The sequence below is a fragment of the Nostoc sp. genome (assembly GCF_036917395.1).
Lineage (GTDB): Bacteria > Cyanobacteriota > Cyanobacteriia > Cyanobacteriales > Nostocaceae > Nostoc.
This window is the reverse complement of the sequence record NZ_JBALDI010000048.1, coordinates 38,749-56,823: the sequence shown is the minus strand read 5'-3', so window position 1 is coordinate 56,823 and position 18,075 is coordinate 38,749. Positions and strand designations below refer to the sequence as shown.

At 42.2% G+C, this 18,075-nt stretch carries 19 protein-coding genes and 1 pseudogene; 11 read left to right on the top strand and 9 right to left on the bottom strand.

Annotated features, from left to right (window positions below; all coding sequences use genetic code 11):
* Positions 1 to 233 precede the first annotated feature (233 nt).
* Both nadD and V7K46_RS17165 read left to right on the top strand, forming a co-directional pair.
* Positions 234 to 860, top strand: a complete 627-nt coding sequence (gene nadD / locus V7K46_RS17170; RefSeq protein WP_335115136.1) for a nicotinate (nicotinamide) nucleotide adenylyltransferase — start codon at positions 234 to 236, stop codon at positions 858 to 860.
* 116 nt (positions 861 to 976) lie between these two features.
* Positions 977 to 1,990 (top strand): type I glyceraldehyde-3-phosphate dehydrogenase, encoded by a 1,014-nt coding sequence (locus V7K46_RS17165; protein ID WP_335115134.1) that lies wholly within the window; start codon positions 977 to 979, stop codon positions 1,988 to 1,990.
* A 36-nt stretch (positions 1,991 to 2,026) separates the two neighbouring features.
* On the opposite strand, the gene thiL is transcribed toward V7K46_RS17165, so the two are convergent.
* Entirely contained in the window at positions 2,027 to 3,058 is a 1,032-nt protein-coding gene (gene thiL, locus V7K46_RS17160) for a thiamine-phosphate kinase (RefSeq protein ID WP_335115132.1), read from the bottom strand.
* A gap of 89 nt (positions 3,059 to 3,147) precedes the next feature.
* On the opposite strand from thiL, the pseudogene V7K46_RS17155 reads away from it, so the two are divergent.
* Positions 3,148 to 3,750: pseudogene (locus tag V7K46_RS17155) on the top strand (Uma2 family endonuclease).
* Between the two features lie 64 nt (positions 3,751 to 3,814).
* On the opposite strand, the gene V7K46_RS17150 reads toward V7K46_RS17155, so the two are convergent.
* Complete coding sequence (locus V7K46_RS17150; RefSeq protein ID WP_335115228.1) at positions 3,815 to 4,921, bottom strand: peptidylprolyl isomerase; 1,107 nt, start codon at positions 4,919 to 4,921, stop codon at positions 3,815 to 3,817.
* Between the two features lie 302 nt (positions 4,922 to 5,223).
* On the opposite strand from V7K46_RS17150, the gene efp reads away from it, so the two are divergent.
* From efp to V7K46_RS17135, 3 genes are all read left to right on the top strand, one after another.
* Positions 5,224 to 5,781: an elongation factor P gene (efp, locus tag V7K46_RS17145; protein ID WP_273768312.1), complete on the top strand. Its 558-nt coding sequence runs from the start codon at positions 5,224 to 5,226 to the stop codon at positions 5,779 to 5,781.
* 109 nt (positions 5,782 to 5,890) lie between these two features.
* Complete coding sequence (gene accB / locus V7K46_RS17140) at positions 5,891 to 6,448, top strand: acetyl-CoA carboxylase biotin carboxyl carrier protein (protein ID WP_335115130.1); 558 nt, start codon at positions 5,891 to 5,893, stop codon at positions 6,446 to 6,448.
* 76 nt (positions 6,449 to 6,524) lie between these two features.
* A complete protein-coding gene (locus V7K46_RS17135; RefSeq protein ID WP_273768314.1) occupies positions 6,525 to 6,872 on the top strand; it encodes an ArsR/SmtB family transcription factor in 348 nt (115 codons plus the stop codon).
* Positions 6,873 to 6,955: 83 nt separating this feature from the next.
* Here V7K46_RS17135 and V7K46_RS17130 read toward each other — a convergent pair whose 3' ends face one another.
* Entirely contained in the window at positions 6,956 to 7,570 is a 615-nt protein-coding gene (locus V7K46_RS17130) for a GerMN domain-containing protein (RefSeq protein WP_335115128.1), read from the bottom strand.
* 340 nt (positions 7,571 to 7,910) lie between these two features.
* On the bottom strand, positions 7,911 to 9,725 hold the full coding sequence (locus V7K46_RS17125; RefSeq protein ID WP_335115126.1) for a proline--tRNA ligase: 1,815 nt from the start codon (positions 9,723 to 9,725) through the stop codon (positions 7,911 to 7,913).
* Between the two features lie 150 nt (positions 9,726 to 9,875).
* Here V7K46_RS17125 and V7K46_RS17120 point away from each other — a divergent pair, with 150 nt between their 5' ends.
* The 5 genes from V7K46_RS17120 (at position 9,876) to V7K46_RS17100 (ending at position 14,871) form a co-directional block, all read left to right on the top strand.
* On the top strand, positions 9,876 to 11,258 hold the full coding sequence (locus V7K46_RS17120; RefSeq protein ID WP_335115124.1) for a 1-acyl-sn-glycerol-3-phosphate acyltransferase: 1,383 nt from the start codon (positions 9,876 to 9,878) through the stop codon (positions 11,256 to 11,258).
* A gap of 528 nt (positions 11,259 to 11,786) precedes the next feature.
* Positions 11,787 to 12,728: an XDD3 family exosortase-dependent surface protein gene (locus V7K46_RS17115; protein WP_335115122.1), complete on the top strand. Its 942-nt coding sequence runs from the start codon at positions 11,787 to 11,789 to the stop codon at positions 12,726 to 12,728.
* 396 nt (positions 12,729 to 13,124) lie between these two features.
* On the top strand, positions 13,125 to 13,694 hold the full coding sequence (locus tag V7K46_RS17110; protein WP_335115120.1) for a hypothetical protein: 570 nt from the start codon (positions 13,125 to 13,127) through the stop codon (positions 13,692 to 13,694).
* A complete protein-coding gene (locus V7K46_RS17105) occupies positions 13,684 to 13,935 on the top strand; it encodes a hypothetical protein (protein WP_335115118.1) in 252 nt (83 codons plus the stop codon). The genes V7K46_RS17110 and V7K46_RS17105 overlap by 11 nt, the downstream gene beginning before the upstream one ends.
* Positions 13,936 to 13,953: 18 nt before the next feature.
* Positions 13,954 to 14,871, top strand: a complete 918-nt coding sequence (locus tag V7K46_RS17100; protein ID WP_335115116.1) for a PIN domain-containing protein — start codon at positions 13,954 to 13,956, stop codon at positions 14,869 to 14,871.
* Between the two features lie 101 nt (positions 14,872 to 14,972).
* Here the strand turns inward: V7K46_RS17100 and V7K46_RS17095 are convergent, their stop codons facing one another.
* The 5 genes from V7K46_RS17095 to nifV form a co-directional block, all read right to left on the bottom strand.
* Entirely contained in the window at positions 14,973 to 15,548 is a 576-nt protein-coding gene (locus tag V7K46_RS17095) for a Uma2 family endonuclease (protein WP_335115114.1), read from the bottom strand.
* 136 nt (positions 15,549 to 15,684) lie between these two features.
* A complete protein-coding gene (locus tag V7K46_RS17090; protein ID WP_335115112.1) occupies positions 15,685 to 16,227 on the bottom strand; it encodes a (2Fe-2S) ferredoxin domain-containing protein in 543 nt (180 codons plus the stop codon).
* Between the two features lie 144 nt (positions 16,228 to 16,371).
* Positions 16,372 to 16,575 carry a putative nitrogen fixation protein NifT gene (gene nifT, locus V7K46_RS17085; protein WP_273768323.1) on the bottom strand — a complete coding sequence of 68 codons (204 nt, stop codon included), beginning with the start codon at positions 16,573 to 16,575 and terminating at the stop codon, positions 16,372 to 16,374.
* On the bottom strand, positions 16,550 to 16,837 hold the full coding sequence (locus V7K46_RS17080; protein ID WP_334811376.1) for a nitrogen fixation protein NifZ: 288 nt from the start codon (positions 16,835 to 16,837) through the stop codon (positions 16,550 to 16,552). Before V7K46_RS17080 ends, nifT begins: the two co-directional genes overlap by 26 nt.
* Entirely contained in the window at positions 16,824 to 17,957 is a 1,134-nt protein-coding gene (gene nifV / locus V7K46_RS17075) for a homocitrate synthase (protein ID WP_335115110.1), read from the bottom strand. The genes V7K46_RS17080 and nifV overlap by 14 nt, the downstream gene beginning before the upstream one ends.
* Positions 17,958 to 18,075: the final 118 nt, after the last annotated feature.

Genomic DNA, 18,075 nt, shown 5'->3' with positions numbered 1-18,075 from the left:
TTTTGCTATTTTTGAACTGTTCTTAAGATTATTCTCAAAATTTTGGCTACATCGGGAAAGAAATTCTTGTAATGTCAAATACATATTTTTGGCTACCTTACTGGAATTGGCTACATAATACATTGTTTAGTGAAACTTATTTAAAATTGCATCAAGTCTAGGCGTGAATTGAGTACAATAGTACATTGGTAATGAAACTATTTTTCAATTGCACAAAACCCAGGCATAACTGGATGCAGCAACTAGCAATTTTTGGTGGCACATTTGATCCAATTCATTGGGGACACCTGCTCGTAGCTGAGACAGCAATGCAAGAAGTATCCCTTGAAAAGGTAATTTGGGTGCCATCCCTAAATCCTCCTCACAAAGAAGCAGCTTTGTTTGAGCATCGTGTGGAAATGCTGCAATTAGCCATAAAAGATAACCCAGCGTTTACTGTCTCACTAGTGGAAACAAATCGCTCTGGGGCTTCCTATGCCATTAACACCCTGATCGACTTATCTGCTTCTTACCTAAATACTCACTGGTACTGGATTGTAGGCTTGGATACTTTCCAAACCTTACCCCGTTGGTACCGTGGACACGAACTAGCACAAATGTGTGATTGGTTAATCGCACCCCGACTGCTAGGTGGTGAGACTATAACTCAAAGCAAACTAATCTGCAAGCAAGTGGAGCAACAACTGAGGGAGCAGTCGTACACTATTCACTGGCAATTCTTGAATATACCTTTAGTAGGAGTTTCGTCAAGTCTAATTCGCAAATTTTGCGGTGATCGCCAGTCAATTCGTTATTTAGTCCCGGAATCAGTCAGATCATATATCAGTAACAACAATCTTTACTCGAATAAATCTGAATAAATTATGTGTTTTTTTATTGATCTAACAGTTTATGGTTATTATTGCTCCCCCCCTTTGCGATATGATTGGGGTCAACGATATCAACATATAAGCATAAATACAGAGGGTAAGACACTGTGATTAGAGTTGCAATCAACGGTTTCGGGCGGATTGGACGTAACTTTGCGCGCTGCTGGGTGGGTAGAGAGAATAGTAAAATCGACCTTGTGGCTATTAATGACACGTCAGACCCTAGAACCAATGCTCATCTGCTGAAGTATGACTCGATGCTAGGGAAGATTAAAGGTGCTGAGATTAGTGCCGATGATAACTCTATCATCGTTAACGGTAAGACCATTAAGTGCGTATCCGATCGCAACCCAGAAAAGTTGCCCTGGAGAGATTGGGGAATTGACCTAGTTATCGAAGCAACGGGGGTGTTTACTAGCAAAGAAGGAGCGCTGAAGCATGTGAATGCTGGAGCTAAGAAAGTTCTGATTACCGCTCCTGGTAAAAACGAGGATGGCACTTTTGTGATTGGTGTGAATCATCACGACTATGATCACAACATACACAACATTATCAGTAATGCTAGCTGTACTACCAACTGCTTGGCGCCAATCGCCAAGGTGTTGAACGATAAGTTCGGCATCATCAAAGGTACGATGACCACCACCCATAGCTATACAGGTGACCAGCGCTTGCTAGACGCTTCTCACCGGGACTTGCGACGGGCGAGGGCAGCAGCGATCAATATTGTACCCACCTCCACTGGTGCAGCAAAAGCAGTGGCGCTGGTTATCCCAGACCTCAAAGGCAAGCTAAATGGTGTTGCCTTGCGTGTACCTACCCCGAACGTCTCAATGGTAGATTTCGTAGTTCAGGTTGAGAAGCGTACTATTACTGAAGAAGTTAACCAAGCTTTCAAAGATGCTGCCGAAGGTTCATTCAAAGGTATTTTGGACTATAGCGATCTAGAACTGGTATCTTCCGATTATCAAGGTAGTGATGCTTCTTCGATTGTTGATGCCAGCTTGACTTTGGTTATGGGCAATGACTTAGTAAAAGTTATGGCGTGGTATGACAACGAGTGGGGTTACAGCCAACGAGTCTTGGATTTGGCAGAATTGGTAGCCCAGAAGTGGGTTTAATTAAAGAGTTAGGAGTGAGGAGTGAAGAGTTAAAACTTATAACTCATAACTTTTGAAGTGTTGAAATCCCTGGCTAAGACTTAGAACTTGGTCAGGGGATTTTTTTTGTTCGTCGTGAAATAGTACTGTTGATCCAGGTGTAATCTTGCCCACGATCGCAGCCCTCTCACCAAGATGTTGCACCAAGGCTAATGCTGGCTTTTGTGGCAAACACAGCACTAATTCAAAGTCTTCGCCACCGTATAAAGTATATTTTAGCGCTTGCTCTGGTGTCAGCCAATGGTCAAAAGCTGCTGGGAAGGAAATTTGTCTGCGTTCTAGCACAGCGCCAACGCCACTGGCACGGCAAATTTGGATAATCGCATCCGCCAAACCATCGCTGCTATCCATACCAGCAATGGGCATAGGGCATGGGGATGCTAAGATTTTCCAGAGGATTGGTAAGACATCTAACCGTGGCTGTGGGCGTTGGTGTGCGCGGATTAGAGCCGTCTTTTCTTCGTTGTTTAGGTTTTGTCCCAATTCGGGATGTAAGAGTAATTCTAAGCCAGCTCTTGAGGCTCCATGAACACCTGTAACGACGATCGCATCCCCGACAACAGCAGCAGAACGGCGGATAATTTGACTTGGGTTAACTTGACCAAAAGCGGTAATTGCCAGAGTAATTACAGGCGATCGCACAATATCACCCCCAACAATTGAGGTATTGTATTTTTGCAGGCATTCTGTCATTCCCTGGTATAGTCGCTCAACCCAACTCACCCTAACTTCACCGGGGAGTCCCAACCCGACGGTGATTCCTAATGGCGAAGCACCCATTGCTGCTAAATCTGATAAATTGGCAGCAGCAGCTCGCCAACCAGCATCTTCTGGGGAAGTGGTGACATTGCTGAAATGTACGCCATCAACCAGCACATCTGTAGTCACCACCAAAGATTGCTCTGGTGCAGTCACAAGCACTGCTGCATCATCTCCAATAATTTCTGGAGGACAGAAGCGCTGCAATCTTTCTAAAAGACCTTGTTCTCCAATATCTTGTACTTTTAGGGAAGATAACTCACTGTTCACAATCGGTTTTCCGTGTCGCAAAATTATTAAGAAAACTGATGATTTGCTTTACTGTTTAATATAAAAGTATCGTCTAGGAGTCAGTTGGGATGGTAACAACACCAGTAACCAGCATCACATTTGAGGAATACTTAACCTATGATCATGGCAACGATTTTCATTATGAACTGGTGGATGGCAAGCTGGAGCTAATGAACCCACCAACTATTCAACATTTCCTGATTGTCGATTTTTTGGATACTGCCCTGAAAGTAGAAATCAAACGTTGTAACTCTACTTGGCTGTGTTTTCGGGAAAGCGGGGTGAGAACGGGTAGAAATAAATCTAGGTTAACTGATTTGTGTGTAGTGACACTGGAGCAAGCTAGAGAATTGTTGAATGCCTCAGCAGTATTTGAGTCACCTCCGTTACTAATTGTCGAGGTGGTCAGTCCAGAATCGCTGAAACGGGATTATCGTCATAAACGTTCCGAATATGCAGCTTTAGAGGTTCCTGAATATTGGATTGTAGACCCTTTAAAAGCAAAAATTTAAGTGTTACTACTGGAATATGGATTTTATAAAGAAACAATTTTTACTGCCATTGAGCAAATTGGATCACGGACTTTTCCAGAATTAGCGATACCTACGGCACACTTCGTGAACGCAGTTGATCAGGTGTTTACCGCTGGGAATCTGAGTCAGGGGAGTTAGGAGTAGAGACGCGATTAATCGCGTCTGTACAGGAGTTAGTAATTATTCTCCCCCTGCTCTCCTCCTATGCTACTTGCGGCTCAACCAGATTTTCTATTCCCTGAACCACAGTTGCCGATTCAATTTTGTCACCCGCTTTCAGTTTATCCAAAATTTCTCTGCCTTCAGTGAGATAGCCAAAAACGGCATAACGACCATCCAATAGGTTGCGTCCAGCGGGGGTAAGTTCTGGTTCAAACAAAAAGAAGAAAAATTGTGATGAACCACCATTTACTTCACTTTCGGGACGAGCCATCACCACTGCACCAAAAGCAGAGAAAGGCAGAACTGGCATATCGATATAACGACCAGCTTCTTCTAATGTAATGCCATAGGTAGGTGCTTTATCACCCTGAACTAAGACTTCTAAGGGAATGGCGCGATATTTGCCCGTCTTTGGATCAATGAAACCCACGTCTTTGCCGGCTGGATCTCCAGTTTGCAGAAAGTAAGATTCTTCAGAACGGGTAAACTCTAAACCATTATAAAAACCCCTCTGCACCAAATCTACAAAATTACCAGCAGTGACAGGGGCGCTATAACCGTCCACTACGAGGGTCAAATCGCCTTTATTGGTTTTGAATTCTACAGTGGCACGACCTTTAAGTTGTGGTAGGTTACTGTACTGGGCAGGTACTTCAAAGGGGAATTCTTTCACCATTGACTCTTGTAACTGAGTTATGAGATTCAGAAGTTTGCCTCTGTCTTGCAGAATTTGTTCTTTATCTTTGCTGTCTGCCAATTGTTGCAATTTACCCACCCCAGATTTTAACTCGGTAATCCAAGCTTCAGCTTGGGGTTGGCGTTCTTCGGGAACGCTTGTTAAGATTTGAGAGGGTTTATCGAGAATACGGGATGCTTGGCTGATGTCTTTGGAAATAGCACCCCACCGCCGATTTGCCCGCAGTTGGGCAGAGATGTCCTCTAAACTGGCTTGTAGTTGCCGTACAGGTTTGTTATCTATCGGGAGTGCATACCGCAACAGAGCCTTGCCATCGGTAATTGCGTTGCCGGCTGGCAGCGCGGCGCTACTGGAGGGAGTCCACCCAGCTGTAGTTATGCCTAAAAATATTGTCACCAGCAATATTGCCATTAGGCTGTTCTTCAGCCAGGATTTTAATAGGTTAGACATGGGATAACTCAAATGCAGCATTAAATTGTTGACTGGACGTAACCCATCAATCATCTTCCCACAGTAGGAGTGCTGTTAGCGATAGTAGGGCGTCTAGCCTGTGCTGGGTGCTGAGTCAAAATTAAATGCAAAGAGCCAGATTAGCAGATAGGAAGCTAAGAAAGAGTGGGGAGTAGGGAGTAGCGGGACAAGGGGGATAAAAAGAATAACCCACGCCCAATGTCCAATGACTAAATAATAACTAATTACCCCGCTTGAAGGGTACAATAAATGCCGATTGTCTTCCAAAATTTGAAAGTTTCATGATCTCCAGTAACGATTTTCGACCTGGTGTTTCAATTGTATTAGACGGGTCTGTATGGCGAGTGCTCGAATTCCTCCACGTTAAGCCAGGCAAAGGTTCTGCCTTTGTACGTACCAAACTGAGAAATGTTCAGAGTGGGAACGTGATGGAAAAAACGTTCCGAGCAGGCGAAACGTTGCCGCAAGCTACTCTGGAAAAAAGCACAATGCAGCATACCTATAAAGAGGGCGATGAGTTTGTCTTTATGGATATGGAAACATACGAAGAAGGCAGATTGAGCGTAACGCAGATTGGCGATCGCATAAAATACCTCAAAGAAGGTATGGAAGTCAGCGTCATCCGTTGGGGCGAGCAAGTGCTTGAAGTGGAACTGCCCAATTCTGTGGTTCTAGAAATAGTGCAAACAGACCCAGGCGTTAAAGGTGACACGGCTACAGGTGGTACAAAACCAGCAATTGTGGAAACTGGGGCAACTGTGATGGTTCCCTTGTTTATCACCCAAGGAGAACGCATCAAGATTGATACGCGTGAGGATAAATACTTAGGCAGGGAATAACTTTCATCTCCACAGAGATGCTTGCTGCTGATTTAAATCCCTACATAGGGATTAAATCCCTGCCACACTTAAGATGCTCATTTATGGATAGGTCGAGGTAATAAAAACTGTGCCATTGGACTTTAATGAAATCCGCCAACTACTGGCAACTATCGCACAAACAGATATTGTAGAAGTTACGCTCAAAAGCGATGACTTTGAACTAACAGTCCGTAAGGCTGTGAGTGTCAGCAATCAGGTGTTGTCGGCAGGTCAAGCGACCTTAGGCGGTGTGGTAGGTTCGGGATTGACATCGGGTTCATCTGGGGCAAATCAGGTCACCACGAGTCAGGTAACAGAGGTGGCCACAGGTCGCGTATTTGAGAATACTGGAACTGGGACACAATTACAGTTGTCAGTAAATCCTCCCTCAATCATTGATCAGAGATTAGTAGAAGTGCCTTCCCCAATGGTGGGAACGTTTTATCGCGCTCCTGCACCAGGGGAAGCGGCATTTGTGGAAGTGGGCGATCGCATCCGCAAGGGTCAAACAGTCTGTATCATTGAGGCGATGAAGCTGATGAATGAAATCGAAGCCGAAGTCTCTGGACAGGTGATGGAAATTCTCCTCCAAAATGGTGACGCTGTAGAATATGGTCAACCTTTGATGCGAATTAACCCTGATTAAGTATTAATCTATATATGAAATGAGTCATCTCAAATGAGTCATCGTTAAAACTTTCAGTCCTTGCGGGTTAATCCTGATGAAACAAACGTTGCCTTTACCGCCAGAAGTGGTGCAACAAGTAGCTGAATACTTCAGCCTATTAAGTGAGCCGATGCGCCTGCGGCTGCTCCACTTATTACGGGATGAAGAAAAATGCGTGCAAGAATTGGTAGAGGCAACACAAACTTCTCAGGCAAATGTGTCAAAACACCTGAAGGTAATGTGGCAAGCAGGTATCCTTAGCCGCCGCAGTGAAGGAACTTGCGCCTATTACCGGGTGGAAGATCAAATGATTTTCGATTTGTGTAATCGGGTTTGCGATCGGCTCGCCACAAGGTTAGAACAGCAAGCCCGTAATTTTCGTGTGTTAAATGGTAATCGGTAAGCTTAATAAGAGTTATGAGTTATGAGTTAAAACTCCTAACTCCTGCACAAACGCGATTAATCGCGTCTCTACTCCTAACTTTTTCAAAGCGGATAATTTTTCTGAAAGCTTTCACGAGTTAGTGGCTGTTCTAACTCTAGACCCTCACCACCTAAAACATCCAACGGTTTGCCGTTCACGTCAATGTACACCTTGGCTTTGGGATTTAAAGTTGTCGCAGTATAAACAACTTGTCCCACGCGACCGATCATTGAGGTGCTACCACCACCGCTAGTAAAATCTTCAGATAAATTAACGTGAACCTCGTTATTTTCTGACTTCAACCCCAAAAGTTTGGTTGTTTTGGGGATAGTTGTTGAATCTGTCCCTCCTGTTGGTGGGCCTGCTAACAAACTTTGAAAAGCTGCTTCTAAAGGCTGGTTGGGTAGTACAGAAGCCACTTTAACAGGCTGGGGAACCAAAGCAATATTTTTGTCCTTTGGTCTTAGCCAATAAACGTTAGGCGTTTGCTCATTAACTGGCTGCCTAGTTGATGGCTGTACTGGTTGAGCGATCTGTTGAGAGGGGTTTGATGGTGTGGAAGTATTACTGGAGTGGGAAGTAAACCAAGCTACACTGCCACCCACCGCTACAACCACTGCTGACACGGCTGCAATTGCGCCTGAAGAAATACGATTAGATCCTTGTTGGTCTTTCATGTTCAAAACCTTCCTGACTGAGGGCTGATATGGGAGTTATGTGAGGAGCAGCCTGGTTAAAGACGATACTTATAAGTGGAGATCCCACAACTTGGAGCTTGATGCATCAAAATACAATTATTTTTAATTCTGCAAGTCCCTTACTCAATTCTAGAATTTTTACTTCTAATCCGTCACCTCCAAATTATGTAAATCTCATTCTTTCTGGAGATGATTGATAATTTTATTTACAAAGCAAAGGAACACTGAGGAAAACACAGAGGAACGTAAATTGAAGTATTTATTCCTCTGCGTAAACCTTTGCACCCTTAGCCTGCGCGAAGGCGAAGCGCCTATGCGTTTAATTTTTACCCTCTATCGCTGCGGTAATCCACTTATGAAGTGTAGTTGTAACTTCATCAATGACAATTTCTTGAGATTTACGGGTGGCTCTTTCTACAACTTCAACTTTGCCATTAGCGATCGCTCGCCCGGTTACAATCCGATAAGGGATGCCAATCAAATCAGCATCTTTAAATTTCACTCCCGCTCGTTCATCGCGGTCATCTAGTAGGGTTTCAATTCCCGCTTGATTGAGTTCTGTGTAAAGTTTTTGAGCGATTTCAACTTGTTGAGCATCCTTAATGTTAGGAATTGTGACGATTGCATGATAGGGTGCGATCGCTACTGGCCAAATAATTCCATCTTTATCGTAAGATTGCTCTACGGCGGCTTGCGCTAGTCGTGACACACCTACGCCAAAACAACCCATAACTAGCGGCTTTTCTTCACCCTGTTCATTGGTATAAGTTGCTCCCATCACTTCGGAATATTTAGTACCTAATTGGAAGATGTGACCTGCTTCAATTCCACGGGCGCTTTGTAAGGTTTGTTCTGGGTTATGGATGGCGCGATCGCCTGGTCTTGCCTTCCGCACATCTACTGCTTTTTCTGGTAACTTAAATTGCTCACCCCAATTAGCACCAACTACGTGATAGCCAGCAACATTTGCACCTGTAACAAAGTTTTTTAAATCAACGACTGTTTGATCCACCAAACGCAAAAACTTGGGATGAATCTGTTTATTGGCGGTAATATACTCATCTGCAATGTCTGGCGCAATGTAACCTAAAGGTAAAGATTTAGCTGTCCATGTTTGCTGGGCTTCTACATTTGGTACATTCAAACTAATAATAGTTTTAGCACCATACTCAGGAGCTAATTTGGTCAATTCATTTTGCAACTTGACCTCATTAACTTCTTGATCGCCTCGGATGTTCACCAGAACTAACACCGTTATCCCATTATCATAAAGTGTCTGATAAAGGACGTTTTTCACTAATTGAGTGGAAGAACAGTTAAGGAGTTGACAAACCTTTTCAATCGTTTCTGTTCCAGGTGTATCGCGTTTCTCATAGGTTGTAAACCGTGAGGTTTCGGCGTCAATTGGTAAAGAAACAGCCTTTTCTACGTTAGCGGCGTATTTGCCATCCTCAGTGTAGAGAACTTCGTCTTCACCAGCTTCCGCCAAAATCATAAATTCTGTGGAACCAGAACCACCAATTGCCCCAGAATCAGCTTCCACTGCCCGAAAAGCTAAACCAGAACGCCGCAGGATATTGCTGTAGGCTTTATACATACAAGAGTAAGTTTCTTTAAGACTGGCTTCATCGGCATGGAAAGAATAGCCGTCCTTCATAATAAATTCCCGTCCACGCATCAAACCAAAGCGGGGACGAATTTCATCGCGGAACTTGGTTTGAATTTGGTAGAGGTGCAGTGGTAGTTGGCGATAAGAGCGAATCATATCACGAGCGATCGCTGTGATTACTTCCTCATGAGTTGGGCCTAATCCTAATTGTTGTTCACGGCGATCGATTAGGGAAAACATGATCCCCTCAGCTTTGGTGTAAGTGTCCCAGCGTTCCGATTCTTTCCATAAATCAGCGGGTTGTAATTGCGGTAAAAGACATTCTTGTGCGCCTGTAGCGTTCATTTCTTCCCGCACAATCTGGGAAACTTTTTGCAGTACCCGCCACATCAGTGGGAGATAAGCATAGATACCGCTTCCGATGCGACGAATGTAACCTGCACGGAGTAATAATTTATGGCTAGGAATCTCAGCATCAGCTGGATCATCCCGGAGTGTAACGAATAACATTTGTGACAGTCGCATCGTTTATAGCCTTTCTTTGCTCACTAATTTCTATGTCAACTAAAGTATGAAGTATTAAGGATGAAGTACAAAGTATACAGTGTTATTTCTTTTTCATTTTTATTTATAGCTTTCCGCCTTTTTTGATCACAACTTCAGGAGAGAACTACCTTGGCAGATGTAATTTATCAAGCACAAGCACCCTTAGAATTTATTCCGCCGGCGTTTAACCCCTTATTACTACGAGTTGTCCATCTGTTGCTACCCAGTTGGATAAACTGGCAAACAGCTATTACCCAAATTGAAGCAGACAATGTAGAGGCTCTGGTAGATGTCTATCGCCAGTTTCAGGAGGGTAAGATCCGTTTTATGCTGGCATTTCGCCATCCTAAAACAGATGATCCACTTTGTTTGGGCTACTTGCTGTCTCAACTGGTGCCAAAGGTAGCACGATCGCAAGGCACAGCGCTAGAATTTCCGATTCACGCTCATTTTATCTACGATCGCGGCATTCCTCTATGGGCAGGTGCCCACGTTGGCTGGATCATGTCTCATTTAGGTGGTACTCCGATTCAGCGGGGTAAGGCTGACTGGACGGGGTTACGTTCGGCGCGTGACTTGTTTGCCAATGGGAAATTCCCGATGGCTGCTGCGCCAGAAGGTGCTACCAATGGTTTATCAGAGAATATTAGCCCCCTGGAACCCGGTATCGCCCAATTAGGCTTTTGGTGTGCTGAAGATTTGCACAAAGCTGGACGCGACCAACAGGTTTTAATTGTACCAGTTGGGATTAAATATAGTTACGTTGATGCTCCTTGGGATGCGATCGCAAATCTTTTAAGTGAATTGGAAGCGGCTAGTGGTTTACCTGTGAATCTATCAGAACATGCTTCTGTAGAGTCGCTTTATCCCCGGTTATTGACTTTGGCAGAACATTTACTTTTGCTGATGGAACAATTTTACACACGGTTTTATCATCTCAAGCTGCCGGATGCCAAAACAGTAGTAGGAGAAATTGAAGATAGAAATGAAGTGCTAGCAGTTCGTTTACAAGCTTTGTTAAATGCAGCGTTACTAATATCAGAACAGTATTTTGATTTGCAGTCAAAAGGTACTTTGAGTGACCGCTGTCGGCGGGTAGAACAAGCAGGTTGGAATTATATATTTAGAGAAGATTTTAAGGATGTAAAAGGAGTATCCGCTGTAGAGAAAGCTTTAGGCGATCGCGTTGCGGAAGAAGCGAATGCGCGGATGTGGCATATGCGTTTAGTAGAAAGTTTTGTGGCAGTTTCTGGTAATTATATTCGTGAAAATCCAACGGTAGAAAGGTTTGCTGAGACAACTTTAATTTTATGGCAGATGATTGCCAAAATCAAAGGCGATAAAGCTGTACAGCGTCCGCAATTGGGTAAGCAAAAAGTCAAAATTACTGTGGGTGAACCGATATCTGTTTCTGAGCGCTACCCAGCGTATAAAGAAAATCGTTTGGGTGCTAGGCAAGCCGTTGCTGAAGTGACGAATGATTTACAACACGCGTTGGAAGGATTGATTTGATTAAGAGGGTTGCATCTTTAGCTAGGAAGCAGAATAAAGGTGTCAGTCGTCAGGAGGCTTATTGATTTCGACTCCTTGGCTCCTGACTCCCTTAACTAGCAAGAGTGCAATGTAAATGCCCAAGTGTTCTTCCGTTGCGGATACTACTTTCTAAAGTAGATCAATGCAGACAACAAATTTCTAGCGATCGCGGGTTTAGATACCCTGTACGGAGATGCTGGCACGATATGGTTTATTAAGCTTACACAAACCCCAAAATTTTTCAAAACTATCTAAGTAAAAGGGTGCTAAAAACCTTAGGCTACTAGGTCTACTTGGCTTTACTCCTATTTCACATTGAAGACAATTAGGTAAAATCAAAGTAATTTCAACTAAATATGTAATTGGTTATTTGAGTTTTATAAAATTACCGTTAAGTTATCCAAAGTATATTTTCAGAAGAATTACGCTTTTTTGTTTTTATAATTCCACTTACAAATAGAGAAGTCCAGGAAATTGTGATTCCCTAAATCAATCAGGTTATAAATAATGAAAACTCACAGCTTACTCAATTTACTGAAGATTGGCATTACCACTTTTGGAATCTTCTTTGTGGCTGGTCAAGGAGCATATGCCTCCGACTTAAAGGGAACAGCATTTAGCATATCTTTGGAGTGTCTCAACGACACTACTGGTCTTTTTATGGGTCAAAACCCTACTGATGCTAACGGCTGGCAATATGCATTTGATTCAAACACAGATGGAATGAACGGGAACTACTGGGTTGGTGCCGCACCAGGGACAGTAAATCCCTACGATATCTCTGGTATGGCTATCAAAGAAACTGCTACCAGCGTCATTGTGGCAATCAATGGCAATATGAAGTTGACAGGAGAGGCTGAAGCGGGTGCTAGCGGTGGTCAGATTGGATATGGTGATTTGTTCTTCAACATGGCGGGTAAGACCTTTGATAATGCAATGAGCAGCGGGGATTTGTTTGGTATTCATTTCTCCTCAGTGAATGCTTCAGGGGTACAACAACTAGGTGTTTATAGTGGTGTTCAGGCAAAGACAGTTACTAATATCAAAGAGGGCTACACTGTTGCTACATATGGTGGTTTGGCAGGAGGAGGGAATTCTTACGAAAGTCAGGTAAAAACAGGTGGTGGTGTTGCCAGTTATGGTGATTTGACCAGTAGTTACTTTACTAATAACGGCAATGACAATACATTTAATCTCAATGTCATTGACTCTGGAAAATATCTTAATGGAATCTCGTTTCTAGCACAGGGTGATGTAACGCAGCAGTTGCTAACCACTGGCTATAATGCCAACAAATTCAACGGCACACAAACCATTGCATTTGAATTCAAGAAATCTGGTATTGTCCAATCGACTCCTGAGCCTGCTAGTCTCACTGGTTTAGGAATCGTCGGTCTGGCTTTAGCTGGCAGCAAACGGCGCAAGAGGTCTATTGTAGCAATTGGGTAGGGACTATTCGCAATAGGGCTTGATTTCTCTTCAGTGATTATGGACACGAGAAAAGACTACATTTTTATCCAAAAAAATGATAGCTGGAGTAATGGAATTTTGGATAAAGCTTAAGCGAAAAGTATCCTAAGCTCCATAGATTTCCCCACTAAACATTAAATAAGTAAATTTCAATGCTCTTACTAGAAAGTAAGGGCATTTTTTCTCTAAGATAGTTATCAATTACAAAAACTACTCAGGTAATTCTCCGAACAATCTCGGTAACGCTCATAACATTTGTCAAACGCAAGCAGACAAGACGCTAGTTATTCTGCAAGCTCTAGATACAGCTGTGTCAGACTATAGACAATATGCGAAAAAGAATGTAGAGACATAGTAAAAGGTTGTAAAACTTAATTGACTACCATTGGCTCCTATCAGGTAAAAGTCCAAATCCAATCTACGGCTGAGGAAATAGCTTGTCTTTCCCCAGCTAGAGAAAATGATATGCCAAACGATTGGTCTTGTAACTGGTTAAATTTCTGGAAAAATACCAGTTTTGATTGTCAAAACATAGTTAAACTCGTTTATGGTACCAAAGTTTGGGGATTAGTGCAATATGGTCTTTATCCCCATCCTGGATATCCCAGTTTTCTAGAAATAGAACATATAGAAGCTCATCCTACAAGTCGAGGAGATGTAGCTGAACGGTTAATTGAACCAATCGGCAAATGGTTAATCTGGTATGCAACCAAGGTGAGTCTAGAATTTTGTCAAACACAAGCAGACGAGCCGCTAGTTATTCTAGAAGCTGTAGATACATCTGTGTCATACTATAGAGATAAAGTGCATATGGAGTATCTTGGGTTCGCACGTAGCACTCCTAAAGAAGATTTATATGGCTTCAGATTTTCACGAACAGCAGCAGCAGAATTCTGTCACCTACACGAAAGTCAATGGGGAGAAGCAAAGCTATATGAGCAGTGATGAAATAAGAGTAGGATCAAGTGAGATGATGACTCACGCCCAAAGGCAAGCTTTTCTAAAAACATCTCCTTTGGGAGAACTATTTGGAGTTGCACATTTACTCCCAGAAGTAGCAGAAGCGACAGAAGAAACCGTGACAGAGTTGCCACGTTTGAAACGAGTGCGCGGAATATTTAAGCGTGGGAAATCAGGAAACGAACAGTATTCTTCTGATGCTGAAGTTGCTAAACCTGGAAATTAGAGATTAGAGCAACACAAAATGATTAGACGGGTTTTAGTAGATATTGACATTCTTTTAGATATTCTCCTAGACCGAGAACCATTTGTGGAAGATTCTGTAAAACTCTGGGAGTTAATTGAGTCTGAACAAATAGAAGGTTATGTCACTCCAACAACGATCAACAAAATTTTTGATATCGGCAGAGAAAGTGTGGAAGTTGAGATTGCTTGGCAGGCAGTATCTGATATTAGAGCAATAATGAAAATCTGCCCTATTGATGACACAATTTTAGAAAAAGCTAGCAAGTACAAGTTAAGTGATTTTGAATTTTCAATACAGTTAGCTTGTGCAAATATTCTGAAAATTGATTATATTTTAACTAGAAAAGTAGCTAATTTTAAATTATTTTTCCATCCAGATTTTAAATACATTTCTGAATACATATTTTCTTTATTATCAGTAAAACGTTTTTTAGAATATTTGTTGTCGGAGAAGCAATTTCAGTACTGGGTTCGATATTTTCATGAAGAAGAAAAATGTTTAAAAATTGTTCAACGTATTACAAATAATGCATCAAACATAGTAGCTAATTCTGTTAGAGCCTTATGTGTAGAAGAACCTCAATTGATTTCTCAAAATGCTAGTGCATATATTGATAGCCAAATAGTAGTTTTTCAACGAGATATGGAAAATATCCTACGCTACATCATGTATGCGATGCTAGCTCGTGACACCAGCGTTTTAGAGAAGCTTAAACTTATGCCTAACAGTTTATGTGAAAGTTTACAATCTCAGGGCATACCTTATAAATCTGTAATATTTGCTATTCATAATATGAAGGAAGATGTGATCAAAATTGTTAAAGAATCAACTGGCAATACTCCTATTGATTACATTAATTTAATTGATGAATTAACCAGCTATTTTGATCAAGTCATAGCCTTACTTGTTGCCTAGATATTTTTGGCATCCATACTAGTTCACCAAGCTGGCTATTGGCCTATAATATAATGCAATATTTTTATAGCATATAGATATTTAGCGATCGCTCTTACACCTCAACCTAGAAACACCTTAGATAAATCTACAACTAAATCAGGGAAACAGCGCAGATTAACTGATTCATTTGGCAGATAAATAAACTTGCGACGATAACCAAATTTACCTTGCAAAGCTTGATAAGGTTCGCTATAGCATTCTAGATAATAATCTACTAAATTGAATATCCAATAATTACAAATACCTGCTTCGGCATAAATAGGCAGCTTTTCGTCTTGGTCATATTTGAAGGATGAATCACCAATCTCAATCAAGAGTAAAATATCATATGGGCTAGGATGATTCGCTAGATAGTCATCATCTCTATTTTTTGCAATTACTCTATCTGGTTCAGGCTCACTGTTGTTAGACAAAGTAATTGGTTGTTGTTTTCGCAGGGTTGCACGATCGCCTACTAGTTTATAGAACTCTCGCTCTAGGCGTGTTTCACAAACAGAATGCGGTGTACCTTTTGCTGCCATCTGGATTATTTCACCCTTAATTAGCTCAACTTGCTCATCCTCCTCAAAGAAGCCGAGTTCAGCTAGACGGTGATATTCAGCTATAGTAAAGCGTTTAGCAGTGGCAAGGCTCATAACAACTACGAGAATGCAGAGTTATTTTTATCTTAATTGACAAGGGTGCTACACAGACGATACCAACAACAAATAGGGGTAAAGATTTTACCCCTACAAAGTTGTGTATTATTTTAAGAATAGCTAGAGAAGGTTATTACTCTGTTAAGTGACTTTCTAGCAAAGATGCGATCGCTTCAGGTTGAATATTCTTGTATTTCTTTTTACCAAGTTCTAAAACACAGTTGGGGGCGCTGCTACAGCATTTTTGGCAACCAGTATGTTCAATGGTAACTTTGTCTAGCAAACCGTGATCGCTCAAAGTTTTTTCTAATTCTGATAAAAACCCTTTACCACCACGTTTGATGCAACCTGACTTTTGACATACCATAATCCTCGCTTTGGTTTCAGGCGGTAAATCTTGATTTGGACATGCATCAATTGGTGTCACCCGATAGGCTTTGATTTTTATTTTACTTGTGCGTGAGTCTAGCTTACTATGACCACAAACGCGAACTTGCTGGCCAGGAACTAAAGATGAACTTAGAGAACGGCGCAACTCTTTAGGCAGTTTAATTTCCACATTTCCAGATGGAACTGCCAATTGCAAGTATTTATATTTTCCTGGATCACCACCAACAAAACCTAGTAACTGTCCCTCAAGATTCAATTCTGATAACGTCAGATACTTGTTACCCATGATTGATAAAAATTTAGGAGTATAGACGCGATTAATCGCGTCTGTGCAGGAGTTTGCAGTAGAGACGCGATTAATCGCGTCTGTACAAAAGTTAGGAGTTAATAATCATAAATTATCATTTATAACTCATCACTCCTAATTTTTTTACGAGAGGCGTTTAGCTTCTACAGTTTGGGGTAAATTTGCTGCGTCTGGCAAATCACGAAATTCCAATTCCCAACCATTTGCTAGGGTGAGAATCTTGCCATCATTTCCATCGGTTTGTTTGACTACTTCTTCCTCAAGGTCTTTTTTAGCAACGTATACTACTAAGGTACCGGCGTCATTCATGCGTAGCATTACTTTCATGAGATTCCTCAACAGATTCTAGTTCTTTTTTCATACAGCCGACGACGAACCCTGTTTCTAAGAAATGCACAGCATAGATATATGAACTCTGCAAATATGTGCCTATACTTGCTATGTAACCGATATCTCCTTTGTTCACTAAAACTTGCCCGACTTCTTTACCAGGAAAAGTACCATCGTTCTTGAGCAGTTTGCGAACTCTGACTTTTTCACCAATTTCAAAAGCCGGTGGCAAGTTTAGTTCTAATTCATCGCGTTGCATGAGAATACCTCTGTTCTCTGACCAAATTTAATAGTTCTTCTGTAGTCAGGCTGCGTTTTTTCTGTACCGATTGATGGCGCACTGCGTCTAAAACAGACTGGGTTTCTTGAGAGTTCAAGAAAATTCCATGCTGCTCTAGCAAGTTTGAAACCAAATGCCGTCCAGAATGTTTTCCTAATACTAAACGCCGTTCCCAACCCACCTCTTCGGGAGCAAATGGTTCGTAGGTGATAGGGTTTTGTAGTACTCCATGAGCATGAATGCCAGATTCGTGAGCAAAGGTATTTTCGCCAACGATCGCTTTCCAGGGTGGTACATCTGCACCTGATGCAGCTGCAACTAGTTGAGACAGTTCCAGCAAACTGGGAGTGTTGATGCCCAAATCAACGCCGTAGATGCGTTTGATCGCCATGACAACTTCTTCTAAAGCTGCATTTCCCGCCCTTTCGCCCAAACCGTTGACTGTGGTATTCACTGATAAAGCTCCGGCTTTGATACCCGCAAGTGCGTTGGCAGTTGCCAGACCAAAATCATTGTGGGTATGGATTTCTAGAGGAATCATCAAAGCTGAAACCAGCCGTTTAACCTTTGTGTAGGTCGTGAAAGGGTCGAGAACTCCTACGGTATCGCAGAAGCGGAACCGAGATGCACCCCATTCTTGAGCATAAAGTGCTACATCTAAGAGAAAGTTTTCATCAGCCCTAGAAGAATCTTCTCCGCCGACTGCTACCCAAAGACCTTGATCGACGGCGAAGCTGATACAGTCTTTGAGTTTTTGCAAACTTACCCGCCATTGACCGTGAAATTTGGCGGCGATTTGGATACCAGAGACGGGAATGGCGATATGCACCCGGTTCAGACCGCAGGCGATAGAAGCCTTAATATCTGAGATGACAGCGCGGTTCCAGCCCAGGAGTTTTGCTTGTAAACCTAACTTAGAAATTGCTGCGATCGCTCGTATTTCTTCGTCACCCATTGCTGGTATACCAACTTCTAATTCGGGAATACCAATGGCATCGAGAAATTTAGCGATCGCTACTTTTTCTTTTAGGTTAAAAGCAACACCTGCTGCTTGTTCGCCATCACGCAATGTAGTGTCATTAATTATGATTTGATTCATTGCAAATATCCCTCTCTTGGAAGTATTCTTAATATCTTTTCTCTCTACAATCCCCAGCGATGGTAAATGCTAAAAATATCACAATTCATAATGTAGGATACATGATCCTTAATTATTG